At 72.0% G+C, this 22331-nt stretch carries 24 protein-coding genes; 16 read left to right on the forward strand and 8 right to left on the reverse strand.

The genetic code is table 11. The features are described from left to right. Nucleotides 1–62: 62 nt before the first annotated feature. A complete protein-coding gene (locus BLT82_RS13410) occupies nucleotides 63–260 on the reverse strand; it encodes a DUF5999 family protein (protein ID WP_093654310.1) in 198 nt (65 codons plus the stop codon). A 290-nt stretch (nucleotides 261–550) separates the two neighbouring features. Beyond that, nucleotides 551–1141, reverse strand: coding sequence for a hypothetical protein (locus BLT82_RS13415; protein ID WP_093654312.1), 591 nt, complete (start codon nucleotides 1139–1141; stop codon nucleotides 551–553). Between the two features lie 493 nt (nucleotides 1142–1634). Between BLT82_RS13415 and BLT82_RS13420 the strand changes: the two genes are divergently transcribed. Together BLT82_RS13420 and BLT82_RS13425 are read left to right on the forward strand one after the other, a co-directional pair. Continuing rightward, nucleotides 1635–3137 carry a glutamate-cysteine ligase family protein gene (locus BLT82_RS13420; RefSeq protein WP_093654314.1) on the forward strand — a complete coding sequence of 501 codons (1503 nt, stop codon included), beginning with the start codon at nucleotides 1635–1637 and terminating at the stop codon, nucleotides 3135–3137. Nucleotides 3138–3222: 85 nt separating this feature from the next. Then, nucleotides 3223–4026, forward strand: coding sequence for a CPBP family intramembrane glutamic endopeptidase (locus BLT82_RS13425; protein ID WP_093654316.1), 804 nt, complete (start codon nucleotides 3223–3225; stop codon nucleotides 4024–4026). Between the two features lie 193 nt (nucleotides 4027–4219). Here BLT82_RS13425 and BLT82_RS13430 read toward each other — a convergent pair whose 3' ends face one another. Then, on the reverse strand, nucleotides 4220–5041 hold the full coding sequence (locus BLT82_RS13430) for a PhzF family phenazine biosynthesis protein (protein WP_093654318.1): 822 nt from the start codon (nucleotides 5039–5041) through the stop codon (nucleotides 4220–4222). A gap of 139 nt (nucleotides 5042–5180) precedes the next feature. Here BLT82_RS13430 and BLT82_RS13435 point away from each other — a divergent pair, with 139 nt between their 5' ends. After that, nucleotides 5181–5786 carry a PadR family transcriptional regulator gene (locus tag BLT82_RS13435; RefSeq protein ID WP_093654320.1) on the forward strand — a complete coding sequence of 202 codons (606 nt, stop codon included), beginning with the start codon at nucleotides 5181–5183 and terminating at the stop codon, nucleotides 5784–5786. Nucleotides 5787–5963: 177 nt separating this feature from the next. Here the strand turns inward: BLT82_RS13435 and BLT82_RS13440 are convergent, their stop codons facing one another. Beyond that, entirely contained in the window at nucleotides 5964–6392 is a 429-nt protein-coding gene (locus tag BLT82_RS13440; protein WP_093654322.1) for a type II toxin-antitoxin system Rv0910 family toxin, read from the reverse strand. A 308-nt stretch (nucleotides 6393–6700) separates the two neighbouring features. Between BLT82_RS13440 and BLT82_RS13445 the strand changes: the two genes are divergently transcribed. The 3 genes from BLT82_RS13445 (at nucleotide 6701) to BLT82_RS13455 (ending at nucleotide 9681) form a co-directional block, all read left to right on the forward strand. Then, nucleotides 6701–7240 carry a Clp protease N-terminal domain-containing protein gene (locus BLT82_RS13445; RefSeq protein ID WP_093654324.1) on the forward strand — a complete coding sequence of 180 codons (540 nt, stop codon included), beginning with the start codon at nucleotides 6701–6703 and terminating at the stop codon, nucleotides 7238–7240. 40 nt (nucleotides 7241–7280) lie between these two features. Further along, the gene (locus tag BLT82_RS13450; RefSeq protein WP_093654326.1) at nucleotides 7281–8273 is read left to right on the forward strand and encodes an EamA family transporter; all 993 of its coding nucleotides are present in this window, start codon (nucleotides 7281–7283) and stop codon (nucleotides 8271–8273) included. Nucleotides 8274–8691: 418 nt separating this feature from the next. Then, complete coding sequence (locus BLT82_RS13455) at nucleotides 8692–9681, forward strand: DMT family transporter (protein ID WP_093654328.1); 990 nt, start codon at nucleotides 8692–8694, stop codon at nucleotides 9679–9681. Nucleotides 9682–9924: 243 nt separating this feature from the next. Here BLT82_RS13455 and BLT82_RS13460 read toward each other — a convergent pair whose 3' ends face one another. Then, the gene (locus BLT82_RS13460; RefSeq protein WP_093654330.1) at nucleotides 9925–10596 is read right to left on the reverse strand and encodes a pyridoxamine 5'-phosphate oxidase family protein; all 672 of its coding nucleotides are present in this window, start codon (nucleotides 10594–10596) and stop codon (nucleotides 9925–9927) included. Between the two features lie 35 nt (nucleotides 10597–10631). Here BLT82_RS13460 and BLT82_RS13465 point away from each other — a divergent pair, with 35 nt between their 5' ends. Continuing rightward, nucleotides 10632–11963, forward strand: coding sequence for an aminotransferase class I/II-fold pyridoxal phosphate-dependent enzyme (locus BLT82_RS13465; protein WP_208867882.1), 1332 nt, complete (start codon nucleotides 10632–10634; stop codon nucleotides 11961–11963). A 169-nt stretch (nucleotides 11964–12132) separates the two neighbouring features. Here the strand turns inward: BLT82_RS13465 and BLT82_RS13470 are convergent, their stop codons facing one another. Further along, nucleotides 12133–13182: a DMT family transporter gene (locus BLT82_RS13470; protein ID WP_093654334.1), complete on the reverse strand. Its 1050-nt coding sequence runs from the start codon at nucleotides 13180–13182 to the stop codon at nucleotides 12133–12135. A gap of 74 nt (nucleotides 13183–13256) precedes the next feature. On the opposite strand from BLT82_RS13470, the gene BLT82_RS13475 reads away from it, so the two are divergent. Further along, nucleotides 13257–14156, forward strand: coding sequence for a LysR family transcriptional regulator (locus BLT82_RS13475; RefSeq protein WP_093654336.1), 900 nt, complete (start codon nucleotides 13257–13259; stop codon nucleotides 14154–14156). A gap of 69 nt (nucleotides 14157–14225) precedes the next feature. Here the strand turns inward: BLT82_RS13475 and BLT82_RS13480 are convergent, their stop codons facing one another. Beyond that, nucleotides 14226–14693 carry a pyridoxamine 5'-phosphate oxidase family protein gene (locus BLT82_RS13480; RefSeq protein ID WP_093654338.1) on the reverse strand — a complete coding sequence of 156 codons (468 nt, stop codon included), beginning with the start codon at nucleotides 14691–14693 and terminating at the stop codon, nucleotides 14226–14228. A gap of 264 nt (nucleotides 14694–14957) precedes the next feature. Here BLT82_RS13480 and BLT82_RS13485 point away from each other — a divergent pair, with 264 nt between their 5' ends. Then, nucleotides 14958–15608 (forward strand): cysteine hydrolase family protein, encoded by a 651-nt coding sequence (locus tag BLT82_RS13485; RefSeq protein WP_093654340.1) that lies wholly within the window; start codon nucleotides 14958–14960, stop codon nucleotides 15606–15608. Between the two features lie 30 nt (nucleotides 15609–15638). On the opposite strand, the gene BLT82_RS13490 is transcribed toward BLT82_RS13485, so the two are convergent. Then, the gene (locus tag BLT82_RS13490; RefSeq protein ID WP_093654342.1) at nucleotides 15639–16121 is read right to left on the reverse strand and encodes a Rieske (2Fe-2S) protein; all 483 of its coding nucleotides are present in this window, start codon (nucleotides 16119–16121) and stop codon (nucleotides 15639–15641) included. Nucleotides 16122–16234: 113 nt separating this feature from the next. Between BLT82_RS13490 and BLT82_RS13495 the strand changes: the two genes are divergently transcribed. The 7 genes from BLT82_RS13495 (at nucleotide 16235) to BLT82_RS13525 (ending at nucleotide 22281) form a co-directional block, all read left to right on the forward strand. Beyond that, the gene (locus BLT82_RS13495) at nucleotides 16235–17089 is read left to right on the forward strand and encodes a HipA family kinase (protein ID WP_093654344.1); all 855 of its coding nucleotides are present in this window, start codon (nucleotides 16235–16237) and stop codon (nucleotides 17087–17089) included. After that, nucleotides 17086–17481: a DUF3037 domain-containing protein gene (locus BLT82_RS13500; protein ID WP_093654347.1), complete on the forward strand. Its 396-nt coding sequence runs from the start codon at nucleotides 17086–17088 to the stop codon at nucleotides 17479–17481. The genes BLT82_RS13495 and BLT82_RS13500 overlap by 4 nt, the downstream gene beginning before the upstream one ends. A gap of 181 nt (nucleotides 17482–17662) precedes the next feature. After that, complete coding sequence (gene fabG / locus BLT82_RS13505; RefSeq protein ID WP_093654349.1) at nucleotides 17663–18424, forward strand: 3-oxoacyl-ACP reductase FabG; 762 nt, start codon at nucleotides 17663–17665, stop codon at nucleotides 18422–18424. Between the two features lie 16 nt (nucleotides 18425–18440). After that, complete coding sequence (locus BLT82_RS13510; protein WP_093654351.1) at nucleotides 18441–19214, forward strand: SDR family oxidoreductase; 774 nt, start codon at nucleotides 18441–18443, stop codon at nucleotides 19212–19214. A gap of 118 nt (nucleotides 19215–19332) precedes the next feature. Next, the gene (locus tag BLT82_RS13515; RefSeq protein ID WP_093654353.1) at nucleotides 19333–20913 is read left to right on the forward strand and encodes an ABC transporter substrate-binding protein; all 1581 of its coding nucleotides are present in this window, start codon (nucleotides 19333–19335) and stop codon (nucleotides 20911–20913) included. A gap of 101 nt (nucleotides 20914–21014) precedes the next feature. Then, on the forward strand, nucleotides 21015–21698 hold the full coding sequence (ung, locus tag BLT82_RS13520; protein WP_093654355.1) for a uracil-DNA glycosylase: 684 nt from the start codon (nucleotides 21015–21017) through the stop codon (nucleotides 21696–21698). Between the two features lie 109 nt (nucleotides 21699–21807). Further along, a complete protein-coding gene (locus tag BLT82_RS13525) occupies nucleotides 21808–22281 on the forward strand; it encodes a hypothetical protein (RefSeq protein ID WP_093654357.1) in 474 nt (157 codons plus the stop codon). Nucleotides 22282–22331: the final 50 nt, after the last annotated feature.

Consider the following 22331-nt stretch of genomic DNA (forward strand, 5'->3'; position numbering starts at 1 on the left):
ACAGGGCGCAGCGGCGCTCCGCACGACGGTCGCGGGTGTCCGCGCCGTGCGGGCGGCGGGCCTCAGGCCGCTGTCACGATCCTCAGCGGCCGGTGCGGGGCGATGATCTGCCCGTCCGGCAGCAGCTCTCCCGTGTCCTCGAAGAGCAGCACTCCGTTGCACAGCAGGCTCCAGCCCTGCTCCGGATGGTGCGCCACGAGACGGGCCGCCTCCCGGTCGGCGGAGTCTGCTGTCGGGCACGGCGGCTGGTGCTGGCACATGGATGGGTTCTTTCGCTGCGATGTGGTGAGTGTCCTGCGGCTCGATGCGGTGCTCATGGCCGCCCCCCGTATCTGTCGTCGGTCCCAGTGTTGCCCCACGAGCGTCGATCCGCAGGGATTTCACGGCAGCTCGTCCTACCAGTTAATGACGTGTCACCCCGGCGGGCGGTTCAGCTCAACTGCACCGTCCCTTCGGGTGGTTCGTACTGGCCTTAGTGGGCTAGTCCGGAAGGGGCATGAACATGCCCCGTGACACGGTGTCACGGGGCATCGCCGTTCGGTGGCTCCGGTCAGGCGGGGAATCCGAGCAGGGGCACGGGAGTGACCCGCAGGGTCATCACCGGCAGCAGATCGGCGACACGGTGCGGCCGGTGGGCGGCGATTCCCGGAGGCGCGGGAGCGAGCGGCACCAGCAGATCGGCGGGGGCCGGCTTGCCCTTCGCCGGATCGGCCTCGCGGTTGCCGTGCAGCCACAGCGTGAGCATGTACAGCTCGGGCACGGACAGCAGCCTCGGCTGGAAACTGCCCGGGAGGGCCTCGGCCTGTTGCAGCGCCCGCTCGGTCGACGCGATGTAGGGGCCTTCGAAGAAGTGGGAGAAGGCCCAGCCGTCGGGGGTCAGCATGGTGTCCGCGGCGGCGATGGCGCGGTCGCCGCCGCGGATCAGGAATCGCCAGCCCGCCAGTCGGGTGCGCGGCCTGCGGCTGCCCTGCGGCACCACCTGGTCCAGGACGTGGACGGGAAGCGGGAGTTCGGCGGTCACCGCTCCCTGGACGGAACGGAGGGCAGGAGTGCGCGCCTCACGGACTGCGGAGGGGGATCCGAGTGCCGTGAGGACGCTGCGCAGGGCGGGCGCGGGAGCCGGGGGGACGTGCAGCGGCATGGTGGGTCGCCTCTCACTCAAGAGACAGGGTGATGCGAGGGCAGATGCGGACGGCTCTGTCGGCGTGGGCCGGAGGGGGGCCGGATTTCCGTGGCCGGGCGCCGACTTTCTGCCTCGTTCGCGCGAGTTTATACGACGTGTGTTCACTCAATGTTTCTGCTAGCTGTCCCCGGCATTGCGGTCAAGGCCGAAACAGGCCTTTGGCTCGCGGAGTTCGAGAGGAATATCCGTGAACGCACCGCCGTCACCTGGTGTGTTACCCCACGGGTGGACGGCCGAATCTCGTCGGAGTTTTTCACCACACGCCGGGAAGTGGTAAATGCGCACTGCGCCATGCCTACGGAATGTGCCGCACGGATGCCGCACGGACACGGGTCCAGACTAGCGGCCGGCCGGTCCCGCGCGAGACGTTATGGATCTCTTCGTCTGGGCATTATCGTCCGTGACACGAGCAGCCCGGCCGCGGACTGCCCACTCGAGGAGGGACCCTTCGATGGGGGAGAAGATCGTGGCAGGCGGGTTCGACCTGTCCGATCGGCAAAGGTACCGGAGAAAGCTCCAGCAGTGCCTGGCGGGACTGGGGAGACTCCTGACGGAGAAGAGGTTCGATCGCCCCAGGAATCTGATGGGGCTGGAGATCGAGCTCAATCTCGCCGGATCCGACGGCCTGCCCCGGATGATGAATGCCGAGGTGCTCGACCGGATTGCCAGCCGTGATTTCCAGACCGAGCTCGGAATGTTCAATCTGGAGGTCAACATTGCGCCGCACCGGCTGGACGGCCGGGTCCTCGACCAGCTCGCCGAGGAGCTGCGCACAGGTCTGGGATATGCCCACCGCAAAGCCGCCGAGGTCGACGCCGGAATCGTGATGATCGGAATCCTGCCGACCCTCAACGGCAATGATCTGGTCTCCGCGAACCTGTCGGACGTCGACCGCTATGCACTCCTCAACGACCAGATCGTCGCCGCTCGCGGTGAGGACTTCACCCTCGACATCGACGGCGTGGAGCGCCTGAGCTGCACTTCGTCGTCGATCGCCCCGGAGGCGGCCTGCACGTCGGTGCAACTGCACCTCCAGGTGACGCCGGCCCGGTTCGCCCAGGTGTGGAACGCCGCCCAGGCCGTGGCCGCGGTCCAGATCGCCGTCGGCGCGAACTCCCCGTTCCTGTTCGGCAAGGAGCTCTGGCGTGAGTCCCGGCCGCCGCTGTTCCAGCAGGCCACGGACACCCGGCCGCCCGAGCTCCAGGCCCAGGGCGTGCGGCCCAGGACCTGGTTCGGCGAGCGCTGGGTGGGCTCCGCCTACGAGCTCTTCGAGGAGAACCTGCGGTACTTCCCGGCCCTCCTGCCGATCTGCGACGACGAGGAGCCCCTGCGGGTGCTCGACGACGGCGGCGTACCGCGGCTGCAGGAACTCGTCCTGCACAACGGCACCGTCTACCGCTGGAACCGGCCCGTGTACGGACTCGCGGACGGAGTGCCCCATCTGCGTGTCGAGAACCGGGTGCTCCCGGCCGGGCCCACCGTCACCGACGTCGTGGCCAACGCGGCCTTCTACTACGGGCTCGTGCGGGCGCTCGCCGAGGAGTCGCGACCGTTGTGGACCCGGATGCCGTTCGAGACCGCCGCCGCGAACTTCGAGACCGCCTGCCGGCACGGCATCGAGGCCGAGCTGGAGTGGCCCCGCCCGGGCCGGGGCGCGGGGCTCACCCGGGTGCCCGCGGTCAAGCTCGTGAGGGACGAGCTCCTGCCGCTGGCGGCGGCGGGGCTGGACGCGTGGAACGTGGAACCCGCGGACCGGGACTTCTATCTGGGTGTCATCGAGGGGCGGTGCAGGCGCCGGGTGAACGGCGCGTCCTGGCAGGTCGAGGCCTTCCACCGAGCGCTGGACGCCGGGCTCGACCGGCAGGCCGCCCTCGCCGCGGTCACCCGCCGCTACAGCGTGCTGATGCATTCGGACGAGCCCGTGCACACCTGGCCCGCCGGGCCGGGGGACTGACCGCTCCGTCACCGGGTCCCGCCTTCGACCCCGGTCCCGCAGTCGGGCAAGCTGTGACGGCGGGACCGAGGCAACGGGAGGCAGTGTGCAGGCGGAGGCGGGACGGGTGTCCGGATCGGCGCCCGAAGGGGGATTGCCGCGCGGGATCCTGCGGTCCGAGACCCTGATCGTCCTGGCGCTCTCGCTGGGCGCCAGCGCGGCGTCGTCGCTCATCAGCTTCATCGGGGCGCTGACGAAGCCCGGGGGGCTCAAGGACCAGGCCGCGAACCTCAACAGCTCCTACGCGCCGGGCAGGCCGTGGCTCGACCTCGCCTGGCAGCTGTTCGGCATCGCGACGGCGCTGGTGCCGGTCGTCCTCGTCGCCCACCTGCTGCTGAGGGAGGGGGCCGGGGGGCTGAGGGCCATCGGCTTCGACCGCACCAGGCCGTGGCCCGACCTCGGGCGCGGCGCGCTGGTCGCGGCCGGCATCGGCAGTGCGGGGCTGGCGTTCTACCTGGCGGTCAGAGCCGCGGGGGCCAATCTCACCGTCGTCCCCGAGTCGCTTCCGGACGTCTGGTGGAAGTACCCGGTTCTCATCCTCTCGGCGGTGCAGAACTCCGTGGTCGAAGAGGTGATCGTCGTCGGGTACCTGCTGCGGCGGCTGGACCGGTTGGGGTGGAGCCCGATCGGGGCCCTCGCGGCCAGCTCGGTGCTGCGCGGCTCGTACCACCTCTACCAGGGGATCGGCGGCTTCGTCGGCAACATGGTGATGGGCGTGGTCTTCGTCCTGCTGTACCGCCGCTGGGGCCGGGTGGGGCCGCTCGTGGTCGCCCACGCCCTCCTCGACATCGTCGCCTTCGTGGGCTACGGACTGCTGGCGGGCAAGGTGGGCTGGCTGCCCACGGCTTGACGCGCGGCGCCCGCGGCCCGGTGCCCGGCGCCCGCAGCCCGGTGCGCGGGCCCCCGGCCCGGTGGGGGCGCTCACGGCTTGATGCCCGGCCTGATGGCGCCGAGGGGCGTGCGGCGGGTGCCGTACGCCCCTTCTGCGGGCCGGGGTCCGGCCGCCCGGCGCCGCGGCGGACTCGTGACCGTCGGCGAACCGGTCAGGGGCCGAAGAGCAGTTCGCCGTCGACGACGGTCACCGCGCCGCCGGTGAGCAGGACGCGGTCGCCGCTCACCGCCGTCCGCACCAGGCCGGAGCGGGCGGAGGCCTGCAGCCCGGTCAGCTCCGGGCGCCCCAGCCGTGCCGACCAGAAGGGCGCGAGGGCCGTGTGGGCGCTGCCGGTGACGGGATCCTCGTCGATGCCGACGTTCGGGAAGAAGCAACGCGAGACGTAGTCGTACCCCTTCGCCGGGTCCGCGGCCGCCGCGGTGGCGATGATCCCGCGCCGAGAGTGGGCGGCGAGGGCCCGGACATCGGGCCGCAGGGCGCGCACGGTCGCCTCGTCGGCGAGCTCGACCAGCAGGTCGCCGATGTGGTCCGAGGTGTCCAGGGCCGAGAGCGGGGCGGCTCCCAGGGCTTCGGCGACGCCGTCCGGGACGTCCACCGGGGTCAGGGAGGACACCGGGAAGTCCAGGGTGATCGCACCGTCCTCGCGCAGGGTCGCGGTGAGGATCCCGCAGCGCGCGGCGAAGCGCACGGTGCCGCTCGCGGCGCCGGTGCGGTGCAGCACGTGGGCCGTGGCGAGGGTCGCGTGTCCGCACATGTCCACCTCGGTGACCGGCGTGAACCAGCGCAGTGCCCAGTCGGCCTCGCCGCCGGCGGGCAGCGGGTGCGCGAAGGCGGTCTCGGAGAGGTTCATCTCCTTCGCCACGTCCTGGAGCCGGTCGTCGTCGGGGAAGGCGTCGGTGTCGAGCAGCAGGACCCCGGCGGGGTTCCCCGCGAAGGGCCGGTCGGTGAAGGCGTCCACGATTCGAATCCGCATGGCGCCGACCGTAGGGGGCCGCCGGCGCCGCAGGCCAAGGCCAATCCCGGGGATCTGGACCGGTCGGCGATTGTCATGAGAAGTGTTCCGATATATCGTTGAGGCATCGCGACAGATCGATGATGGAGGGAGCGTAGCGATGCGTTCACATGGACAGGGCTTCGGATCCGGACCGGGACAGGGCAACTGCGGATCCGGTCATCACGGTCGGGGTGAGTACGAGGGGCGTCGCGCCGCCTTCGGTCCGTTCGGGCCGGGCTTCGGAGGGCCCCCGTGGGGCGGCGGCCGCGGCCGCGGCCGGGGGAGGGCGCGCCGCGGTGATGTGCGCGCCTCGATCCTGGTCCTGCTGAAGGACCGCCCGATGCACGGGTACGAGATGATCCAGGAGATCGGCGAGCGCAGCGGCGGGGCCTGGAAGCCCAGCCCCGGCTCGGTGTATCCGACGCTCCAGCTGCTGGAGGACGAGGGGCTGATCACCAGCGAGAGCGACGGTGGCAAGAAGCTGTTCACGCTCACCGACACGGGGCGCACGGAGGCCGATTCGGTCCCCGACGCGCCCTGGGAGGAGGCCGGCCGCGGGATCGACTGGGATGCCATGAACGAGATACGGCAGGCCGGATTCGGGCTCATGGAGGCCTTCGGTCAGGTCTGGAAGACCGGGACCCCGGAACAGCGGCAGAAGGCGATCTCGGTGATCGGCGAGGCCCGCAAGAAGCTGTACCTGATCCTGGCCGACGAGGACTGACGGCACGCGCCCGTCCGGCGTTCAGCGGCCGGGCGCCGGTGCCGGAAACCACTGGCACCGACCGGTCCGGGACCGTACGGGGCCGGCCGGCCGGGCGCGATGGCAGGGGCCGCCGCCGCGCCGGGCTGGGCGAAGGGCTCCGCATCGTGCGGAGCCCTTCGTACGCCTGCCGGCCGGTCAGCCCACGAGCCCGCCGAGTTTGCGCAGCGACTCGTTGAGCGCGGCCGTCGCCGAGTCCCTGAGCTTGCCCGCCATCAGCGAGACGGCGGCACCCGTGAACTCACCGTCGATGCGCAGGGTCGTGGCGTCCCCCTCCGGGGTGAGCGTGTAGCGGGTGCCGACGAGGACGCCCATCGGTCCCTTGCCTCTGATCGCGAGAACCCGCTCGGGCTCCAGTTCCTCCACCGTCCACTGGACCTCCGCGGGGAAGCCCATGAGCTTCATGTTCTCGGCGAAGGTCGCGCCGGTCTCGAGGGTCTCAGGGCCGCCCTGCGGGAAGCTCGTGTGCGTGGCGTTCCACCGGCCGTACGAGGCGAAGTCCGTCAGCTGGGCCCACACCTTCCCGGCAGGCGCCCCGATGCGTGCGTCCGCGCTGACCTCGGCCATACGACCACCCCTTCTCGTCGGGCTCGGCGCCCTTCGGGTTCCGGTGTCGCGGAACGTAGCCGTGCGGCCTGCAACATTCAATACTGATGAAGCGTCAGATCCGGGGCGGACCGCCGGGCATTGCGCTACGCCTCCCGCCGCCACGAGCCCGCCTGCCGCAGACGTGGGAGCGAGCGCCGGTCCGCCCCGTCAGGGCCGCGTCTCCTCCGCAAGGAGGAGGAGCGGCACGCCGTGCCCACCTTCCGTGGGATGCCCGAATGCTCCCGTACGGCGATGACCGGCATCGTTCCCGCTGATGGGGTGGGACCGTGCACTTCCCTGTCCCGCGCGTACCCCGGCAGCCTGCCCCCGGCCCCACCGGGGGCGACGCCGGACTCTCCGAGGAACTGGCCCCTGTCGTCGCCGGTGCGCGCAGGCGTGCGCTGAGGGACGGTGACCACCTGATCGACACGGCCCATATGCTGCACTCCCTGCTCGAGTCCGAACCCGAGGTGCGGGCGGCCTTCGACGGCCCGGACCAGGTCGCCCGGGTCCTCGGCTATCTCGTGCAGCGCAGCATCGGATACGGGCTGCGCTGGCAGGCGACGGTCGAGAGCCCCGGCGCGGCCCCGGTGGTCCCGGCGGGCCGGGGTTCCGGTCGGACGGGCTGGTCGCCATCGGCCGCGGCCGCCATGGTGCGCGCGCGGGAACGCGCCGCGGGACGCGGTGTGCCGCATGCCGGCGGCCTCGATCTGCTCGCCGAACTCGCCGTCGACCGGGACTCCAGGGCCGTCGAAGTGCTCGCCCACGCGGGGGTCGACCCCGGGCGGCTGGCGGGCCGGATCGGCGAACTGTCTCAACAGGTGTGACGGACGTGACGCTCATGACGCGGGCTGCCATGATGTGCCGATGCACGCTTCTCGGGAAAGGAACGCCGGGCTGGGACTCGCCCTGGTCTCGGCGTTCGCCTTCGGTGGTTCAGGTGTGGCGGCCAAGCCGCTCATCGAAGCGGGGCTCGACCCCCTGCATGTGGTGTGGCTGCGAGTGGCCGGTGCCGCCCTCGTTATGCTTCCCGTCGCCTGGCGCCACCGCGACCTGCTGATACGCAAACCGGCGCTGCTCGCCGGATTCGGAATGCTCGCCGTCGCCGGCGTCCAGGCGTGCTACTTCGCTGCGATCTCCCGCATTCCCGTGGGCGTGGCGCTGCTCATCGAGTACCTGGCCCCGGCTCTCGTCCTCGCCTGGGTCCGCTTCGTCCAGCGCCGCCCCGTCACCCGTGCCGCCGCCGCCGGTGTCGTCCTCGCGGTCGGCGGACTGGCCTGCGTCGTCGAGGTCTGGTCCGGGCTGGGATTCGACGCGATCGGCCTCCTGCTGGCCCTCGGGGCCGCGTGCTGCCAGGTCGGCTACTTCGTCCTGTCCGACCAGGGCGCCGACGGCGACGACGCCGCCGACCCGCTCGGCGTCATCGCGTACGGACTGCTCATCGGCGCGCTCGTGCTCACCGTGGTCGCCCGCCCGTGGGAGATGGACTGGCAGGTGCTCGGTGGCGGCGCCGGCCTGGCCGGCACCACGGTCCCGGCGGCTCTGCTCCTCGGCTGGATCGTCCTGATCGCGACCGTCGTCGCCTATGTCACCGGCGTGGTGTCCGTCCGCAGGCTCTCGCCGCAGGTCGCCGGAGTCGTCGCGTGCCTGGAGGCCGTGATCGCGACGGTGCTGGCCTGGGTCCTGCTCCGCGAGCATCTCTCCGCGCCCCAGATCCTCGGCGGCACCGTGGTGCTCGTGGGAGCGTTCATCGCCCAGTCGTCGGCGCCGAAGGCCGCATCCGGACCGGTCGCGGGAGGTTCCGGCACCGTGGCCGGGGCGGCCGACGGCGACTTGGCGGCCGAGCGGGCGGCGGTCTGAGGGCTGTCCCGTCATCACCGGTGGATCAGCGCGCGGCGTCAGATGCGGTGGATCGCAAGGCGGAGGGTCGTAAGGCGGAGGGTCGTCCTCATACTGGGTGTATCCGGGCGATCCGCCAACGCGGCGAGGCGCGGTGGCTGTCGTCGTGCGCCCGCCGGGCATTGCGGAACAGGCCTTAGGATGGCGATCATGCATTCGACCGTCCTTCCGCCGCCCGCCGCGTAGCGCGGGCGGTTCTCCGCCGACGAAGACCGGATCCGGGGTGTGGAAGCCCCCCGGCGGTTCGTCGCTGCCCGCGCGTGGAGTCCAGCGGCCAACTGCCCTGTCTTCCCGGCCCGTCGTGGGACGCGATTCCCACTGCCCTTCAGGGGCGGGCCTCCGGGGGCGATCCCCCGGGCACCCAGCACGGAGTACTCACGTGTCGAATCCCTCCTCGGCTGCCGTCGTCGGCCTGCCCGTCCGCCGCAGCCTGCTCTACCTCGTCGTGGCCGGTGTGGCCTGGGGGACCGCCGGGGCGGCCGCCTCACTGGTCTTCGCGGTCAGCGATCTGGGCCCGCTCGCCCTGTCGTTCTGGCGCTGTCTCGGCGGACTGCTGCTGCTCGCGGGCGCACTCGCGCTGCGCGGGCGCCGGACGGCGCGGACCGGCGCCGCCGTCGTGGCCCGGCCGGAACCGCGCCGTCGCAGGCTGCTGCGCATCCTCGGCACCGGTGTCGGCCTGACGGTCTTTCAGAGCGCTTATTTCGCCGCCGTCGAGCAGACGGGTCTGGCGGTCGGCACGGTCGTCACCCTGGGCGCCGGGCCCGTACTGATCGCGCTCGGCGCGAGGATCACCATGGGGGAGCGGCTCGGGGGCGGTGGGATCGCCGCCGTCGTCGGCGCGCTGACCGGGCTCGTGGTGCTGGTCCTCGGCGGCGGGAGCGGTACGGTGCGGCCGGCGGGCGTGGTGCTGGCCGTCGTCTCGGCCGCGGGCTACGCGGCCATCACCCTGCTGACCCGATGGCTCGGCCGGGACGGCGACGGTCCCGATCCCCTGTCGACGACCATGTGGACCTTCGTGGTCGGCGCCGTCGGCCTGCTGCCGGCGGCCCTCGTCGAAGGACTCCTGCCGCACACGGCGGAGCCGGTGCGGGTGCTGGGCCTGCTGGTGTACGTCGCCGCGGTGCCGACGGCGCTCGCGTACGCGCTCTACTTCGCGGGTGCGGCCGTCGTCCGCGCCGCCACGGTGTCGGTGATCATGCTTCTCGAGCCGGTGAGCGCTGCGGTCCTGGCCGTGACGGCGCTGAACGAACGGCTGACCTCGGCGACGGTGGTCGGGACGGTGGTCCTGCTCACGGCGGTCGTCGGGCTGGCCTGGCAGGAGGCCCGGCCGGCGGCCGGGCGGCGGGCCGTGGTGGACGCGCCCGTCTGATCGGGCGGCGCCTCGACGGCCACGACCGCGGAGGCCGGGCGGCACACCGGAGCCGGGACGGTTCGGGTGGACTTCCGCGGACCGGTGCCACCGGCCCCGGGCCCGCCCGCTCTCCGGCTGGCGCCCCGTTCCCGGGGTGCCGGCCGGACCGAGGCGGGCGCGTGCCCGGACCGCGACCCGTCCGCGGTCCGCGCGGAGTCGTCCCGGGCCCGGCCGTCACAGGCGGACGGACCCGGGCGTCCGTCACAGCGCGGACAGATACGCGGGAAGCGGCACCGACGGGTCCAGGTCGTCCGCTGCGACCGGCGCGCCGTAGCCCCGGACCACGGGGACGACGCCGGTCCAGTACGGAAGCGCCAGGTCCTCGGGGTCGTCGCCGGGACCGCCCGTGCGGACCTTGGCGGAGACCTCGTCCAGATCCAGCCGGAGCACGGCGGTCGCGGCGAGTTCCTTGGCATTGGCCGGTCGCGAGTCGGAGGAGCGGCCGGGGACGACGTGGTCGACGAGGGCGTCGAGCGCGGTGCGCTTCTCCTCCGGGTCGGTGACCTGGCGGGCGGTTCCGTGGACCACCACCGACCGGTAGTTGATCGAGTGGTGGAACGCCGAGCGGGCGAGGACCAGGCCGTCGACGTGGGTGACGGTCAGGCAGACCTCCAGGCCGCGGTCGGCCTGCCCGGCCATGCGCAGCGGACGGGATCCGGTCGAGCCGTGCACGTACAGCACGTCACCGACCCGGCCGTAGAGGGTCGGCAGCACCACGGGCGCCCCGTCGCGGACGAAGCCGAGATGGCACACGGAGGTCTCGTCGAGTATCGAATGCACCAGTTCGCGGTCGTGGGACGCGCGCTCCCGCACCCGGGTGGGGACGGTTCGGTCAGTGGCCCGGTAGGGCGGTGCCGCCTGCGACGGTGTCATTGCGCTCTCCATTGCACTAGTGCATAATGTTGTTTGTGCTAGGAGAGTATCGGATCCAGGGTCGCGGCGCATCGGAGATTGCCGCCAGCATCGAGCGCGGCGTCGGATCGGGAGACCTCGGCCCCGGTCAACTGCTACCCCCTATGCGGGAGTTGGCGGCAACGCTGGGGGTCAACCCGAACACCGTCGCGGCCGCGTACCGTACGCTGCGCGACCGCGGCGTGATCGAGACGGCGGGCCGAAAAGGCAGCCGAGTGCGGGAACGGCCGGCCAGTACGGCGCGCGGCTCGCTCACGATCGACGCCCCGCCCGGCGTACGGCAGATCTCCGAGGGCAACCCGGACACGGCCCTGCTGCCCCCGCTCCACGACGCCTTCGCGGCGGCGGCACGCCTCCACGACGCCCGGCCGGTGCTCTACGGGCAGCCCGCCGTCGACCCCGAGCTGGCGCGGCTCGCAAGGGCCGGACTCGACGCGGACGGCGTGCCGGACGGCCCGGTCGCCGTCACCTCCGGCTCGCTCGACGCCATCGAGCGGGTGCTCCACGCCCATCTCCGGCCGGGCGACGCCGTGGCCGTGGAGGACCCCGGCTGGGGGAGTCTGCTGGACCTGATTCCGGCGCTCGGGCTGCGGCCGGTGCCGGTCGCCGTCGACGACGACGGACCGCGTCCCGAGGACGTCGAGCGGGCGCTCGCTCGCGGGGCGAGAGCCCTGATCGTGACCGACCGGGCCCAGAACCCCACGGGCGCCGTCGTATCCGCGTCGCGCTCCCGTGAACTCCGTGACCTGCTGGGCCGGTTCCCGCGGACGCTTCTCGTCGAGGACGACCACGGCCACGCGATCGTATGCCGGCCGCTGTACCCACTCGCCGGAGTGACGGACCACTGGGTGCTCGTGCGGTCGGTCGCCAAGGCGTACGGTCCCGACCTCAGGCTCGCCGTGCTCACCGGGGACCGGGTCACCCTCGACCGGGTCCAGGGGCGGCAGCAGCTCGGTCCCGGCTGGGTCAGCCGGCTGACCCAGCGCGCCGTCGTGGAACTGTGGAACTCGGGAGCCGTCGACCCGGTGGTGGTGTCGCGCGCGTACGGAGACCGGCGCGACGCTCTGCTGACGGCCCTGGCGGAGCGGGGCGTCGAGGCCCGCGGCCGCAGCGGGATGAACGTATGGGTGCCCGTCGCGGACGAGACGGGGACGGTGGCCCGTCTGCTGCACTCCGGCTGGGCCGTCGCCCCCGGAGCCCGCTTCCGCATCTCCTCGCCACCGGCGGTGCGGCTCACGGTGTCGGCTCTGACGGCCGGCGACATCACCCGGCTCGCCGACGCCGTGGCCCGGGCGGTCGGCCCGGTACGGCCGCGCAGCTACGGCTGAGCGGTTGCGGATTCGGCTCGGGCCGAACGGCGATCGGGCGGCGAGGCGCCTCGCCGCCCGCCAGCCGATCGCCGTCACCGCACGCCTCTGGTGGCGGCCCGTCCCGGCAGCCGGCCGTGGCCGCACGGTCATGGCCGCCCGCGGGGCGCCCCCGCCCGCGGCCGTGCGGTCACGAGCGGATGCGGCGCGAGCGGGTCCGGGGCACCCGGACGGTCTTCCGCGGGGTCTTCGGCCCGGACCGGCTCTGGGTGAGCGCGGCGCCGGCCAGCACGATCAGGGCGCCGACCGGGGTGTTCCAGCCCAGCCGCTCGTCGAGCAGCGTGACGCCCGCCGCGGTCGCGATGACCGGGATGAAGTAGGTGACCATCGTCGCCGTCGTGGGCCCGACCTCGGCGACCAGACCGTACTGCAGCAGCATGGCGAAACCCGTCCCGAGCGCGCCCAGGGCGACCACCGCGAGCAGCGGGGCCACCGGCAACGAGCTCGGCAGGGTCGTGAACAGAGGCGTCACCACGGCCAGTTGGAGCGTGGCGAGCATCAGCTGCGCCCCGGTCAGGGACAGGTGCGAATGAGATGAGCCCGCGAGCGTACGGCGGACGTAGATCCAGCCGACCGGGTAGCTCAGCGAGGCGAGCAGGGCCATCGCCGTGCCGCCGACGTCGAGGCCGGAGAAGCCCTGCCAGGCGCCCAGGACGGTCAGCACACCGATGAAGCCGATGCCCAGACCGGCGACACGGCGACGCGTGGGCCGGTCCTCGGAGAGCGCCACCAGCGAAAGCGCCATGCCCCAGAGCGGGGACGTGGCGTTGCAGATCCCCGCCAGTGTCGACGGGATGGTCAGCTCCGCGTAGGCGAAGAGCGAGAACGGCAGCGCGTTCAGGAAGAACGCCGCGACGGTCAGATGCGCCCAGGTGCGCGCACCGCGCGGCAGCCCCTCACGCCGCACCGCCATCGCGACGGCCAGCACGGCCGTACCGAAGAACAGCCGTCCGAAGGTGACCTGGAACGGTGCGTAGCCCTCCGTGCCGACCTTGATGAGCAGGAAGCTGAAGCCCCAGATCAGGGCGAGCACGGCGAACCTCAGGCGCCAGCCGAAGGCCGGGCGGTGTCGGGCGTCGGGAGCGTCCGCGGGCGGTGGGGCCGCCGGGGGAGAGGCGGGCGCGGAGGAATCGGTTCCCGTCGAGGGCTCCGCGTGTGACGGCGGCGTGGCGGTGGTCATGGCATCCACCCTGGAGCCAATGTCCTCTTAGAACAAGCGAGACTTGTTTCAGTTATCCGATTAGCATTGCTTACATGTTGAACCTGGAGCGCCTACGGACCCTGGACGCCCTGGCCCGGCACGGTTCCGTCAGTGCCGCGGCCGACGGGCTGCACGTCACGACCTCGGCCGTGTCCCAGCAAATGGCGAAACTGGAGCGGGAGGTGGGCCAGCAACTGCTGGCCAAGAACGGGCGCGGGGTGCGGCTCACGGACGCCGGGCGCCTGCTCGCCGACCACGCCGCCCGCATCCTGTCGCAGGTCGAGCTCGCGCAGGCGGACATCGAGGCGCAGCGGGGCCAGGTGGTCGGCGAGGTGCGGCTCGGGGCGTTCCCGACGGCTGCCCGGGGGCTCTTCCCCGCCGCGCTCACGACCCTGCGGGCCGACCACCCCGACCTGCGGGTGCGCACCAGCGAACTGGAACCGGAGTACGCCCTGCGCCAGGTGCTCCGGGGCGATCTCGATCTGGCGGTGGCGCTGGACTGGAGCAACAAGCGGCTCCCCGTCCCGGGCGGGCTCACGCGCGAGCCGCTCCTCGACGACGCCGCCGACGTGGCGATGCCCGCGGACCACCCGCTCGCGGGCCGTGGTGACGTGGATCTGGAGGACTTCGCCGACGACGACTGGGTCTCCTGGCCCGAGGGTGAGTTCTGCTACGAGTGGCTGGTGTTCACGCTGCGCGCCAAGGGCATCGAACCCCGCATCGCCCACCTCGCCGGCGAACACCACACGCAGCTGGCCCTGATCGCGGCGGGCCTGGGCGTCTGTGTGACCCCGCGGCTGGGCCGGGGTCCGGTCCCCGACGGCGTCAGGCTGGTCCCGGTGCGGCAGAAGGTGCGCCGGCACATCTACGCGGTCTGGCGGACGGACGCCGACCGCCGGCCGTCGATCCGCGCGGCGCTGGCGGCGCTCCGGTCCGCGGCGGCGTCCGTCTGAGCGCCCGCGCGAGGCGTTCCCGCACTTCGCGGGGAGTGCGACGTCGGCGGGTGCGGTCCGGGGGAGGGTTCAGAGCCCGCCCAGTTTGCGGAAGTCCCACGACGCGATCGCCTCGGGCGTCAGCCGGAGCCAGGCATGCCGGCCGTCGTGCGGCATCGAGTCCAGGCCGAAGTTCTTCCGTGCGAACAGCCGCTCGGGGGCTTCGAGTTCCGGGCACGGCTCGCCGGTGCGCGGGGCCTCGCCCACGAAGACCGCGGTGCCGGAGAGCTCCACGCCGCGGAGTTCGCCGTACTCCTCCCCGGCGTCCACCACGACCGCGATCCGCGGATCGCGGCGCAGTTCGGACCATCGCCGGCTGCGCGTGATCGAGTACAGCCACAGCGACGTGCCGTCCCAGGCGAACCACAGGGCACTGACATGGGGCGTTCCGGCGGGCGATACCGTCGCCACCCGGCAGGTGCGCTGCTCGCCGAGGAAGGCGTCCAGCTCGGCGGGCGACATCATGATCCGCCGGCCCCGGCGCTGTGTGACGGCCATCGGCGGCGCCTCCTCCCGCGAGCCGGCGTTCCGCCGGCCCGACGACTGATGTGGTGTCAGAAAGGATGAGCGCTCTTCCCCCGTGACGCAATGCCCGTTACCGTCGCGCGCCCGGGCCGCCGGCGCCGCGAGGCCGTCCGTGGCCGGACGCGGACCCGCACTCGGACCGTCCGCGGCCGGGCCCGGACCGACCCGGACCCGGCACGACAGGTCCGGCACCGACAGGGGCCGTGCGCGGCCCGGACGAAGCGGAGGGGGAAGCGAATGCCTTCGTACGAACAGCTGGTGGCGCAGCTCGATCCGGCCTCCACGGTCCTGCTGACCGTCGAATGCCAGCAGGGCGTCGTCGGCCCGGACAGTGCCCTCCCGGAACTCGCGGCGCAGGCGCGGTCGTCGGGTGCCCTGGAGAACATCGGCCGGCTCGTGGACGTGGCCCACGGAGCCGGGGTGCAGGTCATGCACGCGGTGGCGGAGCGGCGCCCCGACGGGCGCGGCGCCAGCAGAAACGCCCGTCTGTTCCGCGCCGCCGAGCGGCTGCCGGTCCAGCAGCACTCCGGAAGCAAGGCGGTCCGCGTCGCCGATCCGATCGAGGTGGCGGACGAGGACATCGTGGTGCGCCGACTGCACGGCCTGTCGCCGCTCTCCGGCACCGACGTGGACCCGCTGCTGCGCAATCTGGGCTGCCGCACGCTGGTCGTCACCGGCGTCTCGGCCAACGTGGCGATACCGAACGCCGTCTTCGACGCGGTCAACCTCGGCTACACCGCGGTCGTTCCCGCGGACGCCATCGCGGGGGTGCCCCCCGAGTACACCCCCGCGATGATCAGGAACACGCTCGCTCTCGTCGCCACCGTCACCACCACGGACGACGTGCTCGCGTGCTGGAAGGCGCCGCGCCGGGCCGCACGCACCTGACGTGCGCTGCCCGGCCGGGCCGCCTGCCGGTCAGGCGAGCTTGATCGAGCCGCCTTCGACGACGATGGCCGCGGCGGGCAGCGGCGTCGTCGCCGGGCCGCTCTTCACGCTGCCGTCGCCGGCGTCGAAATTGCTGTTGTGGCAAGGGCAGTTGATGATGCCGTCGGCGACGCTCTTCACCGCGCAGCCCTGGTGCGTGCACTTGGACGAGAAGGCCTTGAACTCGCCCGCGGTCGGCTGCGTCACCACGATGTCGCCGATGACCTTGCCGCCTCCCTCGGGGATGTCGGCGATGCTCGCGATGACCTTGCCACCGCTGCCGCCGGTCGTACCGCCGGTCGTGCCGCCCGTCGAACCACCGGTCGAGCCGCCGTCCGCCGGAGTCACGGTCCCGCTGCCCGAACTCTCCGAGCCGCCGCACGCCGTCAGTGCCGCGGCCAGCCCGGCACCGCCGGCTGCCGTGAAGACGGTGCGACGCGCCACGGCGCGCGCCGGTCCCTGCGTTCCGGTCATGCCGCTCCCTTTCCACAGTCGGCCCCCGTCCCGGGCCGCTCGTGTTGTTCTACGGGACCGGGCCACCGCTCGTTCAACGGCCACGCCGGAAAACCGCAAAGTAATCTGGCGCAATGCTTTCCGAAGTCACAGCGACCCGCTATGTCACGCCCTTGCGTGAGGGCGGCTCGCTCCCGGGCATCGTCGAGGCCGACGATCTCGGCACGTACGTCATGAAGTTCACGGGGGCCGGGCAGGGGCGCAAGACCCTGGTGGCCGAGGTCATCTGCGGGCAGCTGGCGCGCAGGCTCGGGCTGCGCGTCCCCGAACTGGTCCGGATGCAGCTCGATCCGGTGATCGGCCTCTCCGAGCCGGACCAGGAGGTGCAGGAGCTGCTGAAGGCCAGCGGCGGGCTGAACCTCGGGATGGACTTCCTGCCAGGCTCGATCGGCTTCGACCCGCTCGCGTACGAAGTGGACGCCGCGGAGGCGGGGCGCGTCGTCTGGTTCGACGCGCTGATCAACAACGTGGACCGGTCCTGGCGCAACCCCAACATGCTCGTGTGGCACGGAGACCTGTGGCTGATCGACCACGGCGCCACCATGATCTGGCACCACAACTGGCCGGGGGCGGCGGCCTCCGCCGCGAAGCCCTACGACGCCTCCGACCACGCCCTGGCACCGTTCCGGCCCGACATCGCCGGCGCCGCCGCCGCACTGGCGCCGCTGGTCACCCGTGAGCTGCTGACCGAGGCCGCCGCTGACGTCCCGGACGAATGGCTCGTGGACGAGCCCGGGTTCGAGACCACCGACGCGCTCCGCCGCGCCTATGTGGAGGCCCTGCTGCCGCGGGCGGCCACCATCCACGAGCGCATCACGCTGGAGGCGCCCTCCCGGCCCCGGCCTTCCCAGGCGCCGGGCTGGCTCACCGATCACCTCGGCTCCTGGCCGCACCCCACCAAGAAGAGCACGAAGGACGGTGGCCAGTGACCCGGCACGACCCCCGGAGGGACGTCTTCGAGTACGCGCTGCTGCGCGTCGTCCCGCGCGTCGAGCGCGGTGAGTGCTTCAACGCGGGCGTGGTCGTCTACTGCCGCGCCAGGTCCTTCGTGGCCGCCCGCACCCACCTGGACGAGACCAAGCTGCGGGCGCTGGACCCGCGGGCCGACGTCACCGGCGTACGGGCGGCGCTGCACGCCGTGGAGGGGGTCTGCCGCGGCGGCGAGGAGGCCGGACAGGCGTCCCGGGACGACGCGGGACGGCGCTTCCGCTGGCTGATCGCCCCCCGCTCCACCGTCGTGCAGCCGGGGCCCGTCCACACCGGTCTGACCGCCGACCCCGAGGCCGAGGTGGAGCGGCTGCTGGAGCTCCTGGTGCGCTGAACGAGCCCATCGGAGTGGGTACGTGACGGGGGGCACCCGGTGTGCCGTTGACACCGGGTGCCAGGGCTTCTAGCGTCTCGTCTGCTGAAGGTACTAAGCGGTCGCTCACCCTCCGGGTCGAGTCGACGGGCCGTGCCGGGCGAGCCGTATCCAAGTGATCCGAGGGCGAGGAGAACGAACCATGTCCAGCAACGAGCAGCGCGTCGCGATCGTGACGGGGGCGGCGCGCGGCATTGGCGCCGCCACCGCCGTGCGCCTGGCGGCCGAGGGCCGTGCCGTGGCGGTACTCGACCTCGACGAGGCGGCGTGCAAGGACACCGTCGAGAAGATCACCTCCGCGGGCGGCAGGGCGATCGCCGTCGGCTGCGACGTCTCGGACTCCGCCCAGGTCGAGGCCGCAGTGGAGCGGGTCGCCACCGAGCTCGGCGCGCCGACGGTCCTCGTCAACAACGCGGGCGTGCTCCGCGACAACCTGCTGTTCAAGATGAGCGAGTCCGACTGGGACATCGTGATGAACGTGCACCTCAAGGGCGCGTTCCTTATGGCCAAGGCCTGTCAGAAGCACATGGTCGACGCGGGCTTCGGCCGGATCGTCTCCCTCTCCTCCAGCTCCGCGCTGGGGAACCGCGGCCAGGCGAACTACTCGGCGGTCAAGGCCGGTCTGCAGGGCTTCACCAAGACCCTCGCCAAGGAGCTCGGCAAGTTCGGCGTCACCGCCAACGCCGTCGCGCCCGGCTTCATCGTCACGGAGATGACCGCCCAGACCGCCGCCCGGGTCGGCATGGGCTTCGAGGAGTTCCAGGCCGCGGCCGCCACCCAGATCCCCGTCCAGCGGGTCGGCCGGCCGGAGGACGTCGCGAACGCGATCGCCTTCTTCACGGGCGACGACGCCGGATTCGTCTCGGGCCAGGTCATGTACGTGGCCGGCGGCCCGCTCAACTGAACCGGAGGCGACCGACATGACCGCACAGGAGCGAGAGCTTCCCCCGCTGTCCGGCAAGGTGGCCCTGGTGACGGGTGGCAGCCGCGGCATCGGCTACGGCGTCGCCGAGGCGTTCGTCGCCCGCGGAGACCGGGTCTGCATCACCGGCCGCGGCGAGGACGCGCTGAAGGAGGCCGTGGAAAACCTCGGGGCGGACCGGGTGATCGCCGTCGCGGGCAAGGCCCACGACGAGGCGCACCAGGCCATCGCCGTCGAGCGCGCCATGGAGGCGTTCGGCCGGGTCGACTTCCTGGTGAACAACGCCGGCACCAACCCCGTCTTCGGCCCCATCGCGGAACTCGACCTCAACGTCGCCCGCAAGGTCTACGAGACGAACGTGATCTCGGCGCTCGGCTTCGCCCAGCAGACCTGGAAGGCCTGGCAGAAGGACCACGGCGGTGCGATCGTGAACATCGCGTCCGTCGCGGGGCTCTCCGCGTCCCCCTTCATCGGCGCGTACGGCATGAGCAAGGCGGCCATGGTCAATCTGACCCTCCAGCTGGCGCACGAGTTCGCGCCGGTCGTCCGGGTCAACGCGATCGCTCCGGCCGTGATCAAGACGAAGTTCGCGGAGGCGCTGTACGAGGGCCGCGAGGCGGAGGCCGCGGCCGTCTATCCCATGGGCCGGCTCGGGATCCCGTCGGACATCGGCGGAGCCGCCGCGTTCCTCACGTCCGACCAATCGGACTGGGTCACGGGGCAGACACTGGTGGTCGACGGCGGTATTTTCCTTAACGCCGGAGTCCACTGAGTCGATTTTCTCCTGAATGGCTCAGAATTGCCTCAAGTGCCCCGCCGGACCACCCCGTTGTTCCGGCGGGGCACTGCGGTATGGTTCGCCGACCCATGGCTGAACGAGGAGCGTGCACGTGTTCAACCGGACGATGCTGCAGGCGGCTGCAGCCCTTGCGTCCATATCCCTGGTGGCGGGATGCGGTCTGTTTTCGGACGATGACGCCGATGGGGCGAAGCCCATCGTCGTCGGTACGACGAGTGCCCCCAGCACACTCGACCCGGCCGCCGCGTGGGACGGTTCCTGGGAGCTGTACCGGAACGTCTTCCAGACCCTCCTGAGCTTCCCGACCGGAAGCACCACGCCCCAGCCGGACGCGGCCGAGAAGTGCAAATTCACCGACCCGGCCAACACGGCTTTCCAGTGCACGCTCCGCGAGGGCCTGACCTTCTCCAACGGTCACCCGCTGGACGCGGCCGCGGTCAAGCACTCCATCGACCGCATCCAGAAGATCGACGTGGACAGCGGTCCCAACGGGCTCCTGGGCTCGCTCCGCGAGGTCAAGCAGGACGACGACCGTACCGTCACGTTCCACCTGACCAAGCCGGACGCCACCTTCCCGTTCATCCTCGGCACGCCCGCGATGTCCCTGGTCGACCCGGCCGAGTACCCCGCGGACAAGCTCCGGGAGGACGGCAAGCTCACCGGCTCCGGCCCGTACGTCCTGGAGTCCTACCAGGAGGGCTCGAAGGCGGAGCTCAAGAAGAACACCCGCTACAACGGCTTCGCCGACCGCAAGAACGACGCCGTCACCATCCGCTACTTCAACCAGTCCGAGGCCATGGTCGCGGCGCTGAAGCGGAAGGAGATCGACGCCACCTACCGCGGTCTGACCGCGGAGGAGGTCGTGGACCTCCAGGAGAAGAAGAAGGCCAACGAGGGCCTCCAGCTCGTCGAGACCACCGGCGCCGACATCCGGTACCTGGTGTTCAACCCCTCCGACAAGTCGGTCCGCAAGCTGCCGGTCCGCCAGGCCATCGCCCAGGTCGTCGACCGCGGCACGCTGGTCGGCAAGGTGTACCGGGGCACCGCCGAGCCGCTGTACTCGATGGTCCCCAAGGGCATCGCCGGCCACACCACGAGCTTCTTCGACAAGTACGGCGAGCCGAACGTCGCCAAGGCGCGGGGCATCCTCCGGGACGCGGGGATCGAGACCCCCGTGCCGCTGACGCTGTGGTTCACGACGGACCGGTACGGCTCCTCGACGGCGGCCGAGTTCGCCGAGCTCAAGCGCCAGCTCGACGAGTCCGGCCTGTTCGAGGTCAAGCTCCAGAGCAAGCCGTGGAAGACGTTCCAGCAGGGGTACAAGAAGGGCGAGTACCCGGTCTTCGGACGAGGCTGGTTCCCCGACTTCCCCGACCCGGACAACTTCATCGCGCCGTTCGTCGGCAAGGACAACGTGCTGGGCACGCCGTACGACAGCCCGGAGATCACCCAGCAGCTGCTGCCGGAGACCCGCCAGCAGAGCGACCGCGGTGCGGTGTCCAAGCAGTTCGAGCGGGCGCAGACGATCTTCGTGGACGACGTCAGGCTGCTGCCGCTGTGGCAGGGCAAGCTGTACGTGGCGTCGAGCGAGGAGATCGCCGGCGCGGAGCGCGCCCTGGACCCGCAGACGGTCATGCAGCTGTGGGAGCTGCACCGCCAGACCAGCTGGTAGTGGCGCTCCGCCCTCCGGGACGCCCCACCGCCGTGGGCGTTGTCAGTGGCCGCGGGTAGGTTCTGTGGTCGATAACTGATCGCACCCCGGAGGTTGTTGACGTGACCGACACCGACATGCTGCCCGAGTCCTGGCGCGGCGTCCTCGGCGAGGAGCTCCAGAAGCCGTACTTCAAGGAGCTCGTCGACTTCGTCGAGGACGAGCGCGCCAGGGGGCCGGTGTACCCGCCGCGCGACGAGGTCTTCGCGGCGCTGGACGCCACGCCCTACGACCGGGTGAAGGTGCTGGTGCTCGGGCAGGACCCGTACCACGGCGAGGGGCAGGGCCACGGTCTCTGCTTCTCCGTGCGTCCGGGTGTGAAGACGCCGCCCTCGCTGCGGAACATCTACAAGGAGATGCAGGAGGAGCTGGGCCTGCCGGTGCCGGACAACGGCTATCTGATGCCGTGGGCCGAGCAGGGCGTCCTGCTGCTCAACGCGGTGCTGACGGTCCGCGCCGGTGAGGCGAACTCGCACAAGGGCAAGGGCTGGGAGAAGTTCACCGACGCCGTGATCCGCGCGGTCGCCTCACGGCCCGACCCGGCGGTCTTCGTGCTCTGGGGCAACTACGCTCAGAAGAAGCTGCCGCTGATCGACGAGTCGCGCCATGTCGTGGTGAAGGGCGCCCACCCCTCGCCGCTCTCCGCGAAGCGGTTCTTCGGGTCCCGTCCCTTCACCCAGATCAACGAGGCGGTCGCCGCCCAGGGCCACGCGCCCGTCGACTGGCGCATCCCCGACCTGGGCTGACGCTGTTGGCGCACCTGGCTGACAGTTCGGGGCACCGCCCGAGCCTGTGCCCGATTGCCGCCGGCGGCGGCTAGCGTCGGGACGACGGGTCGAGGCGCTGGAGGCCGCAGTGGTGGAGCAGCAGGGGGCGTCGGGCGACGCGGTCACGACCAGGATCGGGCAGGCGATCATGCTGCTCCACGGCGGCGACCGGGAGGAGGCGCGCAACCGCTTTTCCGCACTGTGGGCGCAGCTGGGACAGGACGGCGATCCCCTGCACCGGTGCACGCTCGCCCACTATCTGGCGGACACCCAGGACGATCCAGGCGACGAGCTCGCCTGGGACCTCCGGGCGCTCGCGGCCGCCGAAGCGCTCACCGACGGGCGGCCGGAGCGGCACGAGGCCGCCGTCGCCGCCCGGGGGCTCTATCCGTCGCTCCATCTGAATCTGGCCGCCGACTACCTGAAACTGCACCGTCCCGAGGTCGCCCGGGTCCATCTGGACCGCGCCAGGGCGGCCTCCGCGGCGCTCGGGGACGACGGCTACGGCAACGGGGTGCGGGCCGCCATCGACCGGCTGGACCGGCGGCTGTCCGGCCTCTGACGGCGTGCCCGCCGCCCGGCGGCACCGTATTCCGCGACCGGGGAGGTTGG

Origin of the sequence: Streptomyces wuyuanensis (assembly GCF_900103455.1) — a bacterium.
Classification (GTDB): Bacteria; Actinomycetota; Actinomycetes; order Streptomycetales; family Streptomycetaceae; genus Streptomyces; species Streptomyces wuyuanensis.